Annotated in this window: 13 protein-coding genes and 1 other annotated feature; all 13 genes read right to left on the reverse strand. The window is 48.0% G+C overall.

Going from position 1 to position 16,909, the window contains the following annotated elements; all coding sequences use genetic code 11:
* Positions 1-20 precede the first annotated feature (20 nt).
* The gene (gene mutS, locus EKM89_RS02455; protein ID WP_125685580.1) at positions 21-2,699 is read right to left on the reverse strand and encodes a DNA mismatch repair protein MutS; all 2,679 of its coding nucleotides are present in this window, start codon (positions 2,697-2,699) and stop codon (positions 21-23) included.
* A 28-nt stretch (positions 2,700-2,727) separates the two neighbouring features.
* Complete coding sequence (locus EKM89_RS02460; RefSeq protein WP_125685581.1) at positions 2,728-3,522, reverse strand: TIGR00282 family metallophosphoesterase; 795 nt, start codon at positions 3,520-3,522, stop codon at positions 2,728-2,730.
* A 260-nt stretch (positions 3,523-3,782) separates the two neighbouring features.
* On the reverse strand, positions 3,783-5,342 hold the full coding sequence (gene rny / locus EKM89_RS02465) for a ribonuclease Y (RefSeq protein WP_048732102.1): 1,560 nt from the start codon (positions 5,340-5,342) through the stop codon (positions 3,783-3,785).
* Between the two features lie 227 nt (positions 5,343-5,569).
* Positions 5,570-6,706 (reverse strand): recombinase RecA, encoded by a 1,137-nt coding sequence (recA, locus tag EKM89_RS02470; RefSeq protein ID WP_125685582.1) that lies wholly within the window; start codon positions 6,704-6,706, stop codon positions 5,570-5,572.
* Between the two features lie 90 nt (positions 6,707-6,796).
* Positions 6,797-8,047 (reverse strand): competence/damage-inducible protein A, encoded by a 1,251-nt coding sequence (locus tag EKM89_RS02475; RefSeq protein WP_125685583.1) that lies wholly within the window; start codon positions 8,045-8,047, stop codon positions 6,797-6,799.
* A 325-nt stretch (positions 8,048-8,372) separates the two neighbouring features.
* A complete protein-coding gene (gene pgsA, locus EKM89_RS02480; protein WP_125685584.1) occupies positions 8,373-8,960 on the reverse strand; it encodes a CDP-diacylglycerol--glycerol-3-phosphate 3-phosphatidyltransferase in 588 nt (195 codons plus the stop codon).
* 72 nt (positions 8,961-9,032) lie between these two features.
* Entirely contained in the window at positions 9,033-9,965 is a 933-nt protein-coding gene (locus EKM89_RS02485; protein WP_125685585.1) for a helix-turn-helix domain-containing protein, read from the reverse strand.
* 116 nt (positions 9,966-10,081) lie between these two features.
* Positions 10,082-11,368, reverse strand: coding sequence for an EF-P 5-aminopentanol modification-associated protein YfmH (gene yfmH, locus EKM89_RS02490; RefSeq protein WP_164510488.1), 1,287 nt, complete (start codon positions 11,366-11,368; stop codon positions 10,082-10,084).
* Positions 11,361-12,641 (reverse strand): EF-P 5-aminopentanol modification-associated protein YfmF, encoded by a 1,281-nt coding sequence (yfmF, locus tag EKM89_RS02495; protein WP_125685587.1) that lies wholly within the window; start codon positions 12,639-12,641, stop codon positions 11,361-11,363. The genes yfmH and yfmF overlap by 8 nt, the downstream gene beginning before the upstream one ends.
* 364 nt (positions 12,642-13,005) lie before the next feature.
* On the reverse strand, positions 13,006-13,854 hold the full coding sequence (locus tag EKM89_RS02500) for an amino acid ABC transporter substrate-binding protein (RefSeq protein ID WP_125685588.1): 849 nt from the start codon (positions 13,852-13,854) through the stop codon (positions 13,006-13,008).
* A gap of 12 nt (positions 13,855-13,866) precedes the next feature.
* Positions 13,867-14,502 carry an amino acid ABC transporter ATP-binding protein gene (locus EKM89_RS02505; protein WP_125685589.1) on the reverse strand — a complete coding sequence of 212 codons (636 nt, stop codon included), beginning with the start codon at positions 14,500-14,502 and terminating at the stop codon, positions 13,867-13,869.
* A gap of 18 nt (positions 14,503-14,520) precedes the next feature.
* Positions 14,521-15,162 (reverse strand): amino acid ABC transporter permease, encoded by a 642-nt coding sequence (locus tag EKM89_RS02510; protein ID WP_125685590.1) that lies wholly within the window; start codon positions 15,160-15,162, stop codon positions 14,521-14,523.
* A gap of 210 nt (positions 15,163-15,372) precedes the next feature.
* Positions 15,373-15,600, reverse strand: a binding site (T-box leader).
* 394 nt (positions 15,601-15,994) lie between these two features.
* Positions 15,995-16,717, reverse strand: coding sequence for a class I SAM-dependent methyltransferase (locus EKM89_RS02515; RefSeq protein ID WP_125685591.1), 723 nt, complete (start codon positions 16,715-16,717; stop codon positions 15,995-15,997).
* Positions 16,718-16,909 lie beyond the last annotated feature (192 nt).

Raw genomic sequence — 16,909 nt, forward strand, 5'->3', positions numbered from 1 at the left:
AACGCCCCCTCCTTTCTACACTATTTCGACAGCTTTTGCTGCCACTGATAAACTTGATTCATAATTGCCATCGGCGTCATCCCCATCAGATTAAGGTCCTTTAACTGGGCCAAAATCTTTGCTTGCGCCGGATTCAACTCCGGTTCGTCCGTAAACAGAGACAATTGTTGATCTGCCTCTGACTCGGGGATTTCTGATTCCACCGGTTGTTGTGCTACTAGGGGTGTGTCAGTCCCTGCTGCTTCTGATACGTCAGCTTCCGCAGGGGCTGACGCAGCGACAGGAGTCGCCGTTATCGCTGCCACTGCCGGCTTTTCCTTAGCTTCCTGCTCCAAGCCACGTAAGATGACATCGGCTCGTTGCAAGAGACTGTCGGGCATCCCAGCTAATTTAGCCACATGAATCCCATACGATTTGTCCGCGGGACCCGGTTGCATTTGATGCAAGAAGACCAGATCACCATCGCGTTCAACTGCGCCAACGTGAACATTACGAAGTTGCTTTAGGGAGGTCTCCAGAGCCGTTAATTCATGATAGTGTGTGGAGAACAAAGTCTTGGCGTGAACCCGGTTATGGACATATTCAATGATAGCTTGGGCTAACGCCATCCCATCGTAAGTCGCGGTCCCACGTCCAATCTCATCAAATAAAATTAGACTGTTGGCCGTGGCTTGACTCAGGGCGTGATTGGCCTCCTGCATCTCAACCATGAAGGTACTCTGCCCGGAGATTAAGTCATCAGCTGCCCCGATCCGTGTGAAAATCTGGTCGAAGATCGGCATTTCAGCGGATTCGGCCGGAACGAAACAGCCCATCTGTGCCATAATGACCGTCAATGCGAGTTGCCGCATGTAGGTACTCTTTCCAGACATGTTGGGCCCGGTAATCAGCAAAATATTGGTCTGATCATCCATCGTCACATCATTAGGCACATAGGATTGACGACCCAAGACTTTTTCAACGACTGGGTGCCGTCCCTGCTTAATTTTCAATTGGTGGCCTTTGACAAGCACTGGCTTTACGAAGTGGTAGTCTTCACTAACCACGGCAAAGCTCTGTAAGACGTCAAGACTAGCAATCGTCGCCGCCAACTTCTGAAGTCGCGTAATGGCTTGCTTGATCTGTTCACGTAGGTCGACAAACAACTGATACTCCAGAGTGACCGATTTTTCTTCGGCCTCCAGGATCAACTGTTCCTTTTCTTTTAATTCGGGGGTCGAGAAACGTTCAGCGTTTGCCAATGTCTGTTTACGTTCATAACGATCAGCAGGCAACTTATCGAGGTTGACCTTCGTCACTTCAATGTAGTAGCCAAAGACGTGGTTGTAGCCAATCTTCAGATTGTTAATACCAGTGACTTCGCGTTCGTGAGCTTCCATTTCTGCCAACCAGGTTTTTCCGTTACGCATGGCGTCACGGTATTCATCCAACTGGGCGTTGAAGCCGTCGCGAATGACGCCACCATCTGCGACGGACAGCGGTGGTTCGGGAACGATGGCTTCACGAATCGCGTCGGCCACGTCGGTCACGGGATCAAGCTTGTTGAGCATGCTATCAAAGACCGCATCCCCCAACTCCTCAATCGTATGCTGAATCTGTGGCACCTGCTCTAGCGACGTTTGCAGTTGAATCAAATCCCGTCCGTTAACGCTTCCAAACGCCACACGTCCAGCTAATCGCTCCAAGTCATAGACTTTAACAAGTTCAGCCTGCAAGCTATTGCGTTCAAAGTAGTGGTCGAGCAGTGCCTCGACCTTGGCTTGACGGTCTTCTATCTGCTGTCGGTTGATCAGTGGACGGTCGAGCCACTGTTTGAGCAGTCGCCCGCCCATCGCCGTTTTTGTTTCATCCAGCAGCCACAACAAGGTTCCAGATTTTTTCTTGGTTCGCAGATTCTGGGTAATTTCTAAGTTAGTCTGTGAGGAGTGATCCATCTTCAAAAAGGCCGTTGGTTGGTAAGCCACTGCCCGCTGTAAATGCGCTAAACTACGCTTCTGTGTTACCGTCACGTAGGTGACCAACACCCCAACGACTCGTTTTAACGTAGCCGTGGTCAAATCCTGTTCCACGTAACTCAATTCTGAACTGGTCTGAATTTCAAGTTGCTTGGAAATCATGACGCTCAGTTGTTTCATTGTCGCTTGTAGGTCCTCACCAACACTGTCATCAATCACAACCTCCTTGGTCTGGAGACTCATGAGTTCATTGATGACAGCTTCACGATCGGAAATTTCGGCCGCCTTGAGTTCTCCAGTCGACAGGTCGGTGTACGCAAATCCATATTGATCGGGTGCCACCATCGTTAGTGCGGTCAAATAGTTATTCCGTTTAGCACCTGCAGCACCGGTATCTGTCTGGGTTCCTGGCGTGACCAGCTGAATAACTTCGCGCTTAACCATACCTTTGGCCAGCTTGGGATCCTCCATCTGCTCACAAATAGCGACCTTGTAACCCTGGTCAACCAAAATATCAATATAACTTTGTACGGCCTTATGCGGTACCCCACACATGGGAATAGGATTTTTTGCGCTGTGACTACGACTCGTCAATGTCAGCTCCAACAGCTGTGACCCCTTAACGGCATCTTCGTTAAACATTTCATAGAAGTCACCGAGCCGGTAAAACAAAAAGGCATCGGGGTACTGGTCCTTAATCTTTTGGTACTGCACCATCATGGGCGTTGTGTTCGTTTTCGTCATGAAAAATGGTTCATCCTTCCGTTAGAACTTAGCTTTGATACGGGTGTTGTGGACTGATCAAAATAGGTTTAATGCTCGTCGCATGCCCCGTCTTATCGTTGAGATCAATGACGGCACCGGATAACAATCCGGGACCGACTTCTTGAACCGTGTAACGGGTCGGTCGTTGATTTTCGAAGCGCTCGATGACGCTATCCGACTTCATCCCCAAAACACTATCAGCTGGCCCGGTCATCCCGGCCTCGGTCATAAAGGCAGTTCCGCCCTGCAGGACTTGGGCATCGCTGGTCTGAACGTGCGTGTGGGTCCCGACGACTGCCGAGAGTTGACCATCATACCGCATGGCAAAGGCGCGCTTTTCACTGGTCGTTTCAGCGTGAAAGTCGACGAAGACAAAGTCCGTGTCTAACTCGGGAAGCAAGGCCTTCATCTTGGCAAAGGGGTCATCCATGGGATTCATAAAGACCCGCCCCTGCAGATTGACCACGGCCAAGACCTGTTGATTTACTTTTACCTTCGTCCACCCCTGACCAGGAGTATCCCCAGGAAAGTTAGCGGGTCTCACCAGACGATTGGCACCACCGATGAAATCGTAAAGTTCGGCGTTGTCCCAAGTATGATTCCCCATCGTAACAACATCGGCACCATCCTTAAGGATCTGCTTATAAATGCTCTGGCTGATTCCTCGGCCAACAGGCGTTGAGTTCTCGCCATTAACGATGGTGACCTGTGGCTTTAGGTCCCGCTTTAGCTGTGGTAAATACTCATGAATCATGGCGACACCAATATTTCCAACAACGTCACCAACAAACAAAATTCGCATCTTCGTTCCCCTATCTAGACCCCACTGGGCCCATCTGGTCTTTAGCCAGTTCACTGTGATGACGGATCACCCGTCATCGCTATTTTTAATTTTAAATAAGCTCGGCAATACATGACGTGTAACGTGCCAAGCGGCAATAACTTATATTTTACCATGAATTTCTAGCTTTCGGCTTATGAGGTGTTCAATCGCAACAAAACACGAAAATAAGGTGGATTGACGTAAAAAAGCTAGGACCAAGATGGCCTAGCTTCTCTGACTTATTTCGCATATTCAACTGACCGGACTTCCCGGATGACGGAAACTTTGACGTGGCCTGGGTAATCCAGGTCCTCTTCAATTTGTTTCTTAATGTCTCGTGCCAAGACAACGGCATCCGTATCGGAAATCTTCTCGGGCCGCACAATAACTCTCACTTCACGTCCAGCTTGGATGGCAAAACTATGATCAACACCATCGAAGGCGTTGGCAATTGTTTCCAACTTGTCCAAACGATGAATGTAACTTTCGAGAGAATCAGAACGTGCGCCTGGTCGGGTGGCTGAAATCATATCAGCGGTACCAACCAGTTCCGCAATTACGGATTGCGGTGCCGTTTGATCTGCCTGAGCAGCGATGGCATTGACTACAACAGAACTTTCCCGGTACTTCTTTGCCAGTTCGGTTCCAGTTGTAATGTAAGAATTGTCATCTTCATGCTCTGCAGCGCGGCCAATATCATGTAATAATCCTGCACGTTTTGCTAACGTAACATCCTCACCTAGTTCAGCCGCTAAGACCCCAGTGATCTTAGCAACCTCAATTGAATGGGCCAACGCGTTTTGCCCATGGGAAATTCGGAAGTTCAAGCGGCCAACGAGCTTAACCAATTCGGGATGCATCGAATGAATCCCGAGATCAAAGGTTGCTTGTTCGCCAAGCTCCCGGACGTGTTCGTCCAGTTCTTTTTTGGCCTTTGCGACCATTTCTTCAATCCGTGCCGGATGAATCCGACCGTCTTGAATCAATTTCTCTAAGGCAATCTTGGCAACTTCGCGCCGTAAAGGATCGAAGCCACTCAAAACGACGGCTTCAGGCGTATCATCGATGATCAGATCAATTCCGGTCAACGTCTCCAACGTCCGAATATTCCGCCCTTCACGACCGATAATCCGGCCTTTCATGTCGTCGTTAGGCAACGTCACAACAGAAATCGTTGTCTCGGTCACCATATCGGCAGCACTTCTTTGAATAGCAGACACAATCAAGTCCTTGGCATTCGCCTGGGCCGTCTTGCGTGCCGTCTCTTCGCTTTCTTTAATCATTTTGGCACGTTCACCCGCCAGAGCCTTCTTAGCCTCTGAAATAATCAGGTCACGCGCATCTTCCTGGGATAAGGCAGCGACTTCTTCGACCGCTGCCTGGCGTTTTTCAATCAGTGAGTCTGCTTGCTGTTGCTTCTTAGCTAAATTCTGTTCTTCACCGCTAAGCTTTTTGTCGCGTCGGTTCAACGAATTCTCACGCTTTTCCAGAGAGTTATCCTTCCGGTCTAACGTTTCTTCCCGTTGAATCAATCGGTCTTCTTGCTTCTGAACTTCGGCACGACGTTCTTTCAGCTCTTGTTCGACCTCTGCACGATACTTATGGCTGTCCTCTTTGGCTTCAAGTAAAGCCTCTTTAGTAGCAGTCTCAGCTTGCTTTTTGGCTTCCGTCAAGACACCTTCAGCAGTGTACTTGGCAGCATCTAGCTTGCGTTCATGGACAGATTTACGAAAATAATACCCGCCCACAACACCAACAACGATAGCGATGATTGCGAGGATTATAATTGGAACACTCATGATTCCACCTCCGCATCATCAAAAATGACTAATTTAAAATCAGACTTTTTTTAGATGGTGATTATGATAACTGACACAAGTTCAATTTTAATGGTTGCCATGAACGCTGTCAACTAAACTCACCGGAATCTCGACCGGTTGTCACGAAAACATCTGTGGATAGTAAAAAAACGTTGTAATTTCCCGACTCCCGGTCGAAAAACGAAACAACGTTTTACAGGAACAACTTATTTAGTATCTGGCTTATTCGCCGTATCTGGGGTCAAATCCATCTGAGTAGCCGTGTCCTTGGGCTTAACCTTAGACTTGGTATCCTTCTCAACAGCCTTATCTTTCCCCTTAGTGTCAGCCTTCTTCGACGCAGCAGCGTCATCGTCAGCAACACCATAGGCAGCCCGGACACGTTGGTTCACTTCAGCCATCATGTCAGCATGATCAGCTAAATACTGCTTGGCATTCTCACGACCTTGACCAATTCGGTCTTCGCCATAAGAGTACCATGAGCCACTCTTATCAACGATTTCCTTTTCAACGGCCATGTCGATCAATTCACCGGTTTGAGAAATCCCGTGACCATACATGATATCGACTTCAGCACGCTTAAACGGTGGCGCAACCTTGTTCTTAACAACTTTGATTCGAGTCCGGTTACCAATCACGTTGGTCCCGTCCTTGATTTGTTCTGCGCGCCGAACTTCAAGCCGAACTGTTGCGTAGAACTTCAAGGCCCGACCACCAGGCGTGGTTTCAGGGTTACCAAACATAACCCCAACCTTTTCACGAATTTGGTTAATGAACAGGGCAATTGTCTTAGTCTTGTTGATTGTCCCAGAAAGCTTCCGTAAAGCCTGTGACATCATCCGGGCTTGTAGGCCCACATGCGCGTCACCCATTTCGCCTTCAATTTCGGCACGTGGTACCAGAGCAGCAACGGAGTCAACGACCACGATGTCAACAGCACCACTAGAAATCAAGGCATCAGCAATCTGTAACCCTTGTTCCCCGGTATCCGGTTGTGAGAGCAGCAGATCATCAATGTTAACCCCTAAGGCCGTCGCGTAAGCTGGGTCCAAAGCGTTTTCAGCATCGATATAAGCTGCAGTCCCACCGCGCTTTTGCACCTCGGCAACGGCGTGTAAGGCCACAGTCGTTTTCCCTGAAGATTCTGGACCGTAGATTTCTACGATTCGTCCTCGGGGATATCCGCCGACCCCTAACGCTACATCAAGAGCTAACGAGCCAGATGGTACGACGCTTACTTGCATTTTGGTATTGTCGCCCATCCGCATGATGGACCCCTTACCAAAGTCTTTTTCAATTTTCTTCAGCGCTTTATCTAACGCCGCTTGCCGTTCGTCAGCCATCCAAATCCTCCTTTGAAACATCAATATTCAAGTAACACTATACCGGCTTATGTTCGAAAATGCAAGCAAAAGAAGAACAAAAGTTCCCCTTTATTTTTTAGCTTGCAAAATTCGACGAATCCAGTCTAATCCGGTCATGACTGTTCTTTCGCGAATCTTAGCCCGGGTCCCTGTCAGCCGAATCAGCTGTGCTTGCGCGGCTTGCCCACGCTGGGCTAAGCCGATCCACACAGTTCCCGCGGGTTGGCCTTCCAATGCATCTGGACCAGCGACACCGGTAAAGCTCAACGCAAAATCGGTGTCTAATTTTTGCCGGGAACGTTCCGCCATTTCCTTGGCTGTAGCTTCACTTACGACCCCTTGTTCGTCAATCGTCTTTTCAGGAACACCCAGCAACACATGCTTTGCTTCATTGGCATAAGTCACAAAACCACCCGGGAAGATGGCCGAGACGCCAGGAACATCACCTAGCGTACTCTGAAACTCGCCAGCCGTTAAACTTTCAGCTGCCGTAATGGTCAAATGCCGTGCAATCAGTTCGTTCACGACAACTTGGGCTAATGTATTGTCATCGCCGTAACCATAAAGGTAATCCCCCACCCGATCCTTGATTGTCACAATCATGTTATCCAACAAGTGCTGTCCAGTAACCTCGTCTTCAGCCCTAGCAGTTAATCGTAGCGTGACTTCGGTTTCCTTAGCATAAGGGGCAATCGTCGGGTTTGTCTGATGCGCAATCAAATCATTCAGTTCCGTCACCAATTGTGATTCGCCAATACCAAAGAACCGCAATACCCGTGACACCAAGTATTCTTGGCGTTGGTAGGCCCGCTTCAATCGCGGTAAGGCTTCCTTCAGAAACATTGGCTCCAATTCACTTGGTGGTCCAGGCAGCAACAACATATCTGCCCCATTAAGAGACTGATAGAAGGCACCTACAGCCATTCCCGTTGTATTCTTGAGGGATTGACTGCCGGCAGGGTAAAGTGCCTGTAATCGATTATTAGGCGTTAATTTTCGGCCGGTCACAGCAAAGTGATGTTGAATCTTCGCCATGGCAACCTCATCTTCTACCAGCTTAACACCAAGCAATTGTGCCACTGTCTGCTTAGTCAGATCATCTTTAGTCGGTCCTAACCCCCCACTAATGATCACCAAGTCACTTCGTGAGCGTGCCTGTTCCAGTACCGCCGTTAAACGATCGGCGTTGTCACCCACTAGAGAATGATAATAAACTTCAATGCCGGCCTCGGCCAGCTCCCGTGCAACAAACGCTGAGTTGGTATCCACGACTTGACCCAATAAAATTTCCGTTCCAACGGCAATGATCTCCGCTTGCATTGGTGACCCCTCCTACGGTTACATAGTTATCTCCGTAAAAACGCTACGAATATTTTTTATTTAACAAACCTTTTTAAAATCGTTTGATCAAAAACCAGCTACTTGGTGCTCACTTTGGCTGCCACATTTCGGTCTAACTATAAGACGGAATATAACCCCCATGGGTAGCTCCGAAAATACACGTTTTAGTACCTGATTTCAAATCAAGCGAGAACCTCGATCTCAGGGTGACGTATCCCCTAGTGGGCCGGCCATGCACCTAAGTTTGCATTACCCCCTAACGAGAGATAACCCTCGTTAGTCAACGAAGGTTATCATAACATGTTTATTCAGCTGAGGACTCTGCGAAGACTTCGCGATTCTTAATGAAGTAGTCGATTCCAGAGTAAATTGTGAAGAAGAGACAGATGTAGAAGAAAATCAATGCCATTGGCACGTGAATCGTGCCAAAACCAATGTTGTTTAACAGTAAGAGAATAATGCCCACCATTTGAGTTGTCGTCTTGATTTTCCCTGGCCAAGCTGCAGCAAGGACCTTACCACCCGTTTCAACCACAATCAGTCGCAGCCCGGTCACTGCCAATTCCCGACAAACGATGATGGCCACGCCCCAAGCTGGAACGGCTCCCATAGCAACCAAAAGGATGAAAGCCGTCATGACGATCATTTTATCTGCTAGCGGATCAGCGAATTTTCCAAAATTCGTAACTAAATGTTGTCGCCGCGCAATCTGACCGTCCAAAAAGTCCGTAATGGAAGCTATCGCAAAAATTATCGCTCCCCAGATCTGCGTCACTGGAATTGCCGTTCCCAACCAGGTAACGGTGCCCCAATCCAATGGTAAGACCAGTAATAACAGAAAGACGGGGATCAAAATAATTCGAATAATAGTTAACCGATTCGGCAAATTCACAAAAAATTCCTCCTTAAATTCCCACTTCACACAAAAAGCGCGCCGGTCGCCACGGACCGACCCGCTCTTTGACTATTTGAATTCCAAAATAACACTTTGTACTTGAGACGTTGTGCTGGAGCTGCTAGAAGTGGTCGTTGTCGCACTCGAACTTGAACTAGAAGCACTACTCGTCGCCGTTGTTGATGTGAAGTCAAAGCTCTTACCATCGACCTTCACCTTAGTTGCGGGTGCGTTCCCAAACTTAAAGGTCACACTAGTCGCAGAACTTGGTAACGTCAAAGAGTGTGTGGTCGAGCTGGACAACGTCCCTTGCCAAACCGTGGACCCATTAGCCGTTACGGAAAGCCAAGCGCTACCCGTTGCGGATAAGCTAATTTTTGGCTTGGAAGCGGCATTCTTCATTTCCCAAGTCGAACCAGAACTCGTGGTGCTCAATTGCTTGAAGCTAGCTGTCTTCTTAGATGACGACTTTTTAGAAGAAGACTTCTTGCTAGAACTACTGCTCGACTTCGCACTGCTACTGCTACCAGAAACGCTCACAGAACTGCTATCAACGTTGTTCTTAGTCGAAGAACCACCATTACGAGAAGCCGCGACCCAGATACCCACCAATACTACTAGAACCACGACCACGATTCCGACGATTGGAATCGTCCGTCGCAACTTCACGTAGCGTTCATCGACCTGCCGCTGTTGTGAGCGGGTCTCCGGGTTATTTTCATTAACCTTATCAACGTACTCCTGCGTTTGCGTGCTTGGCAAAGCACTGTCAAACTGCTTTAACAGTTCCGCACCATCCAAATCAACCATGTCCGCGTATTGTTTAATGAAGGCCCGGACATAAAAGTCGCCGGGCAGTTCGTCAAAATTTTGGTCTTCGATTGCAATGAGATAGCGTTTCTGAATCTTCGTCGCCTGCTGCAGGTCGTCTAAGGTAAAGCCCTTGGCAATCCGCGCATCTTTTAGCGTCTTTCCCAATGTAATTTTACTATTATCACTCATGATTAAATTCTCCACCTGTTCAAAATTTCTCTATCATGCAAAGTATAGCATAGGCACCGCCGCATTTTCAGCAACAGCTCCTAGATTTCAGGATTTAACGGTTTCTTAACCTCCAGCTAGGGCAAAACCGTGTAGGTCGTACGTTGACTGTTGGTTAAGAAAGTTTGGGTAACATCTATGAGGTCCGTGAACTGTATACGTTCAAGTGTCGCGAGCTCATCAAAAATAGTTGCCCCCGCGAACAGCGGCCCGTCATACTGATTGGCAATAGCTTCAACCGAATTAATGGCCCCAATAATACGACCAATGGCTTCCCGCTTGACCAACTCAAATTGGCTTTCTGCGCCCTTTAGTTGAGCCGGTGCATCGTCTAGAATCGCCGTTAACTCACTAATAAAGGTCTCTGGATCATCCGTATCACCAGCCAATTGGGCAAATTGGGCGCCGCGTTGAACCTGAAAATCGTATCCAAAGCTGTCATCGATCACGTTAGCATCATATAACCGCAAATAGTTATCGCTGGTATCATTAAACAACAGGTCAAACATTAAGGACATCGCCACGCTGTAGTCTAACCCATCTCGACCACTTGGAACCTCATTGAAGCCCCGGATACCAATGCTGACCTTAGGCCGGGTCACAGACAAATGGCGCGTCATGGCTGGCACAATGTCGGCGGGCGTCGCTTGGGGACTCGGAATTCGTTTGATTGGTTCGGCGGGTCCAAAGTCTTTGCCAGCTTGATTGCCGGTCACCCAGTCCAAAGTTTCCTCCGGATCAAGTTGGCCCACGACCACTAAGCTCGTGTTGCTGGGCTGGTAGAACGTGTTGTAAGCCGCATACAGATCATCGGCCGTAATCTTATCGATAGACGCTACAGTCCCAGCAATATCAATGTGTAGAGGCTCTTTGGGATACAATTGGCCAATCATTCCAAAATAACTCTGCCAGCCCGGATCATCGTCGTACATCTGAATTTCTTGGCCGATAATTCCCTTCTCCTTGTTCACCGTTGCCGCCGTAAAGTAAGGCTGCTGAACAAAATCCAAAAGAATATTCAAATTTTCTTTTAAATGGCTCGTCGTTGAAAACAGATAACTGGTCTGTGTAAAGCTGGTAAATGCATTGGCACTAGCCCCGTACTGACCAAAGAGATCAAAAGCATCATGATCCTTTTTCTCAAACAACTTGTGTTCCAAGAAGTGGGCAATTCCGTCTGGAAATCGCACGGGCTCTGTCTGTCCTCGAGGAACAAATTCGTTATCTATCGACCCGTAGTCAGTCGTCATAATTGCAAACGTCTTATGAAAGCCCGCCTTGGGCATTAAAATCACCTTTAGCCCGTTAGCCAATGTGGTTTGATAAATGGTCTCGCCCAACCGATCATACACTTGTTTATTCAGCATGCTGGGCACCTCCATGTAAGCAGTAAGTTGCTTGCAGCGTCACTTTTTGTGCGACGCGTTGAACGTCAGCGATTGTAACGGCTGCCAAGCTTTCTTCCCATTCTTTTAAGGGTTCATTTAAATGTGTTAATTGTGAATTCAAGAGTCCTGTTAGCCGGCGCTGTGGGCTATCTAACCCAGCAAGACGGGCATTTAACAGACTCGCTTTTACCTCAGCTAACAGGTCGGACGTTAATTCGCCACGTTGCAAGGCCTTTAGCTGCTCGTCAATAATCGCCACGACTCGATCCTGATTCTCGGCTTGAATTCCAGCCTGAACGGACAAAGTTCCGGTAAACGGGCTGTACCCACTGCTGGCATAATAGGCCAGACTCGCCTTTTCCCGGACATTCGTAAAGAGCAAGGATAACGGCGAACCGCCGAAAGCCGCATTAAAGACCACGGCAGGTAAGAAGTCCGCATCATCTCTGTAAACAGGTAGTTGATAACCTAAGTTGAGCTTGGCCTGGACAACGGGCGCTAAGTCGTCCCCATTTTGGACACGGTCACGCTTCTCCCATCGATAGTATAACGACTGATCAGCCACCGTTCGGTCCATCAATGGCCAGTCAGCTAACGCGGTTTGGACCCGTTCAGGTGTGACATCACCAATAACCGCAACGTGAACCGCATCGTTAACCAGCATATCATGATACGTCTGCAAAACGGCCGTAGCTGAGAGCTCACCAAGGGTCGTGATATCACCCAAGGCACTCATTGCTTGGGCTGGTTGACCGCTGAATAAGAGTTCCTGTAAACGTCGGTTGGCGAGGTATTGTTTATCATCATCCAACGATTTAATAGCCGTCAGTAAGTTTTGTCGTTGCTGCGTAAACGTTATCGGATCAAAGCTACCTTGTGGCAACAACGGGTCAAATAAAACTGCCCTTAAGAGCGCCATCCCTTGTTCAAACAAAGGGATTTTATCCGTAAAATGGTCCAAATACTGTTCATCAACCACAGAGACAGTTAGTCGGATCACATGCTTAGTTCCTAACTTAATGACACTAATGCCAAAACTAGCCCCGTAGAGCCGGGACAGTTGCCGCGCCAGTGATGTCTGTGTGGGATAAGCCGCAGTACTGGTCTCTAAAACCTGTGCCAGCAGTGCTCGCGCCGTAATCGCCGTTGCTTGCAGAGGCGCTACAAAGTCCACCTTGATACCAATAGTCTTGAATTGTTCAGTGGGTAACAAGTCTAATGTTACCCCATCTCGAATGCGAAAATGCACGCGCTATTGCCTCCTTCAGCAAAAACCTAATCGGTGTTTAATTCTAAGGGAACCACGGCCTAAATACAAGCGACGACAACAAAAAATCACAGCTAAACCGGTCACCATGTCGCGGCCTAACTGTGATTATCGTCGATTACCTAGAATTTATTGATAGCTAAATCAGAGCGAAATAGCATGCCATTTTCACGTTATGGCTGTCGGCGGCTTCGCTTGCTGTGGAAAACACCTTTAGTACTCTGCCGACCGGTAACGCGATGACTGGAGACATTGCCTAGTTTTAGTCTCAATAGCGTTGTGACAACAATACTGAGCAGTTTGTAGAACTTGTAATCTTTAGTAAGTAACCGTAATTTATCCTATTTTATTTAGAATCCAACAATGGGGTATCAACTTTCTTACCGAACCACTTCTCATTGATCTTTTCGAGCGTTCCATTTTCAGCTAATTGCTTAAGACCAGCATTGATCTTACGCCGCATCGTAACGTCACCCTTTCGAAGACCCACGGCAAACTTTTCCTTAGGGAAGCTCCCAACGGTGATCCGGTAATCTTCAGGGTGTGCTTGGTGCTTGACGTAGTAGTTGGCGTAAGTGCTATCGATTAGTAGCCCCTTGATTCGACCCACGTTCAAGTCGATAAAGGCATTGGTGAAGGAGTCATACGTGACGGCTTCATGATTCTTGATTCGGTCCTTCAGCAGCTTCGGGTACGTATCGATATCTTGGGCGCCAGATGACCCAGTTTGCGCGCCTAAAACCTTGCCCTGCATGTCCGCAAACGACTTAATCTTGCTCTTCTTCAGTGTGACCAACACTTGATCATTGTTGAGGTAAGTGTCGGAAAAAGCCACCTGCTTGGCCCGTTGCGGCGTAATCGAGAACCCATTCCAGATAAGGTCGATCGTCCCATTGTGAAGTTCCGTGACGTTCAGCGACCAATCAATCGTCTGAAAGTCGACCTTGATGCCGTAGAGCTTAAACACAGCCCGCGCGAGATCGATATCATAGCCGACTAATTTACCACTCTTTTGCCGAAATCCCATCGGTACAAAACTATCATCAAGCCCCACGACGACCTTCTTTTGCTTTTTGATTTGCGACCATTTATCCGTATCGTTGGCCCTTTGCGTGACGGTCGTACACCCTGCCAGTACACCGCTGAGGCCAATCATCACGGCAATTAGTGTCCACATACGTCCTAATTTTTTCATCCGTGTTGCCTCCTAGTTCTTGGGTTCGACCCGCATCATCTGATCAGCGATGGCTTCAGCAAAGGGAATATCATGTGTGACCACAATCTGAGTAATCCCTTCATCGCGGAGTTTCACAATAATCTGTTGCACCTCACGCCGTAAATCAGGATCCAGTGCCGACGTTGGTTCATCGTAACACAGCAACTTCGGGTGCATCGCCAATGCCCGGACAATGGCAACCCGTTGCTTTTGCCCGCCGGACAATTCATACGGATACAAGTCTGCTTTATCACTTAAGTTCAATTGGTCCAGCAACCGTTTACCTTCCCTTTTCGCATCGTTAGTTGATTGCTTCAACACCATCGTTGGTGCTAGCGTGACGTTTTGTAAGACCGTCAGATTTGGAAACAATTGATAATCCTGGAAAACGACCCCAATAACGGCATCATTGTCCCGGTTAGTGGCCGGGTCAAATGTCTGACCGTCCAAAATAAATTTGCCACCGTCGACTTCAGCTAGACCACTGATACACCGAAGTAATGTGGTCTTCCCAGCACCAGAAGGTCCAACGATCGTTAAGATTTTACCATCTTCTACGGTAAGGTTAACGTCGTCCAAGATGGTCTTGCCACCGAATTTTTTCGTAATCCCTTTAAGCTCTAACATATATTGACCATCCTTTCCCTAGCGCCAAGCGCTGTAGTGCTTCTCCAATTGATGCAAAGCTAACGTGCAGACGGCCGTTAACAGTAGGTAAATAACGCCGACGAGCAGCATTGGTGCAATCGTTACGTCTCGTGCCATGGCCACATTACCGGCCCGCAACAAGTCGCCCAAACCAATAACATAAACCAGCGAGGAATCTTTGACTAAGTTAATTACTTCGTTGCCAATAGAGGGTAACACGATCTTAACCACTTGTGGGATCACAATCTTCCGCAGTGTTTGCCACCGTGTCAACCGTAACACTCGGGCACTCTCATACTGACCAATGGGAATAGCTTGTAGCCCGCCCCGGAAGATCTCAGCGAAGTAAGCCGTGTAGTTCAGGATGAAGGCAAATAAAGCGGCATCGTAACGCTGGAAAACAATTCCAATAATTGGCAAACCATAGAAAACGAAAATCAATTGCAGTAAGAGTGGCGTCCCCCGCATCAGCCAGACATAAATGTCAATGAGCCACGTTAAGGGTTTAAACTTGGTCTTCATCCCCAACCCAACTAAAATACCTAAGGGAACTGAGACAATAATGGTCCAAAAAAAGATTGATAACGTCATACCGGTTCCAGAAATCAATGACGGTAAAATTTCGCTAAAATAATGCATCGTATGCTTCCTCCTTTAACAACTCTAACAGACAATCATTATGTAATTGGCATTTAGACGACAAAAAACGCCCCTTGAGACTTTTATCTCAAGAGGGCGTATCAACGCGGTGCCACCTCATGTACTCGACGGGCTCACGCCACGTCGACTCAGCGAGTTGCTTGCAACATGGCCCCGATAAATAAAAAAGTCCCCTTAGGCCCAAAAGCCTAAGAGGACGATCACATCGTGGTTCCACCTCTGATTCGTCGTTCTATCACTAAAACGACCTCAGTGAGTTGCAAGCAACTCCAGCGATAACGGGCTACCCCGGACCATCCTACTCATTTCAAACGGTCAACTCACAGATGTGGTTCGATTAACTAAGACTGCCCGTTTCCATCAGCGGGGCTTTCTGGTAAACCTTAGCTACTCTACTCTTCTGTTCAACGTCTTTTGTTTCATTGCCAATATACTACGATTAATTCTGGCCAGCGTCAAGTCTTTATTTTGACTCTGGCTTTAAAATGGTCGTTATTGGCTAAATTATGGGACACACCATTACGCATGCACCATCAGGTCCGGAATACACTAGCCATGGCGACGATTTTAGTCAGGTCTTTTCGACCTACATCGTACGACGATCTGAGGGACGCATGAACTTGGTGACTTTCAGGTAATCCGGAAGTCCGCCCCTTGACTGGAGGCGTTTCCCACCACAGTAAACGGAGTCCCTAGCAGCCGAAGTGCGCCCATTTTCACCGATTTAGCGACCCCAATCCGATTGTCGCAAGAGTAACGCGAAAATTTTAGTTTTCAGCCTACCGTAAACAACAAAAAGGGTTCCCGTTGTTTACTGCTTAACGCCGTACACCAAATAACTGCTCATCCAAGGACCGGACCACCAGCCATTAACACCCAGAGAATGGACTTCGCGGATATCTAAATGACCTGTGTCGAGGGCCTGGCGATACTCAGCAGCATGGTGCCCGGTATCAATGATCACCAACTGGCCACCTGGTTTTAATACCCGCATCGCCTCTTGTAGAGCCCGCTGTCGTTGTTGAACGTCATGAATATTATGTAGCGCGAAACTGGTCGTGACAACATCAAACTGCGCATCCTGAAAGGGTAAGGCCACCATATCTCCAGTGACCAATTTGACCCGATCGGTAAGTCGTAAGGCCGTCACATTTCTCTGAGTGACCGCAGCAGCGTTATGCGATTGGTCACGTGAATGCCACAAATCCAGTCCAACTGCTTGCCCCGCTGGCTCTAACCGGCTAGCCAATCGTGTCAGCAAAGCACCGCGTCCACATCCTAAATCTAAAACCTGATCCGTCGCCTTTAGTCCGAGTCGCTCAGTAACCTGATCAAACAGGCGATACTTCCCCCGGATTGTGGTATGTAAAAAGAGTCCCCATTCGATGAACACGATGCCCGCCGCAATGACTTCCAGCAGAATTGGCGACGACGGCCGTAACACGTACCCCTGAACAAACAAAAAAATTGCTGACAAGAGATACAAGATTAGAACGAGTGGCGCGTCGATCCCAAAATATTTCCAATTATGCAAAACCCCTACCCCCTATAATCTTTCACAGTTTCCCCAAGATTGATTCATTCAGTATAGCGTCCCCCTCGAAAAGCTGTAAAGGGCCTTTACTAAATCTGTACAAAAAAAGAGGGCACAATTCGAAAGTGAATTGCCCCTCTGAAATTCCTTCCATCAACACCGGTTGACAAAGAGTCCAAAGAACCGCAAAAA

The sequence above is a fragment of the Levilactobacillus fujinensis genome (genome assembly GCF_003946335.1).
GTDB lineage: Bacteria > Bacillota > Bacilli > Lactobacillales > Lactobacillaceae > Levilactobacillus > Levilactobacillus fujinensis.

Bases quoted from the DNA above. Each gene is read 5' to 3' on its own strand.
- mutS (WP_125685580.1), bottom strand. From the start codon at position 2,699: ATGACGAAAACGAACACAACGCCCATGATGGTGCAGTACCAAAAGATT.
- EKM89_RS02460 (WP_125685581.1), bottom strand. From the start codon at position 3,522: ATGCGAATTTTGTTTGTTGGTGACGTTGTTGGAAATATTGGTGTCGCC.
- rny (WP_048732102.1), bottom strand. From the start codon at position 5,342: ATGAGTGTTCCAATTATAATCCTCGCAATCATCGCTATCGTTGTTGGT.
- recA (WP_125685582.1), bottom strand. From the start codon at position 6,706: ATGGCTGACGAACGGCAAGCGGCGTTAGATAAAGCGCTGAAGAAAATT.
- EKM89_RS02475 (WP_125685583.1), bottom strand. From the start codon at position 8,047: ATGCAAGCGGAGATCATTGCCGTTGGAACGGAAATTTTATTGGGTCAA.
- EKM89_RS02485 (WP_125685585.1), bottom strand. From the start codon at position 9,965: ATGAGTGATAATAGTAAAATTACATTGGGAAAGACGCTAAAAGATGCG.
- EKM89_RS02500 (WP_125685588.1), bottom strand. From the start codon at position 13,854: ATGAAAAAATTAGGACGTATGTGGACACTAATTGCCGTGATGATTGGC.
- EKM89_RS02505 (WP_125685589.1), bottom strand. From the start codon at position 14,502: ATGTTAGAGCTTAAAGGGATTACGAAAAAATTCGGTGGCAAGACCATC.
- EKM89_RS02510 (WP_125685590.1), bottom strand. From the start codon at position 15,162: ATGCATTATTTTAGCGAAATTTTACCGTCATTGATTTCTGGAACCGGT.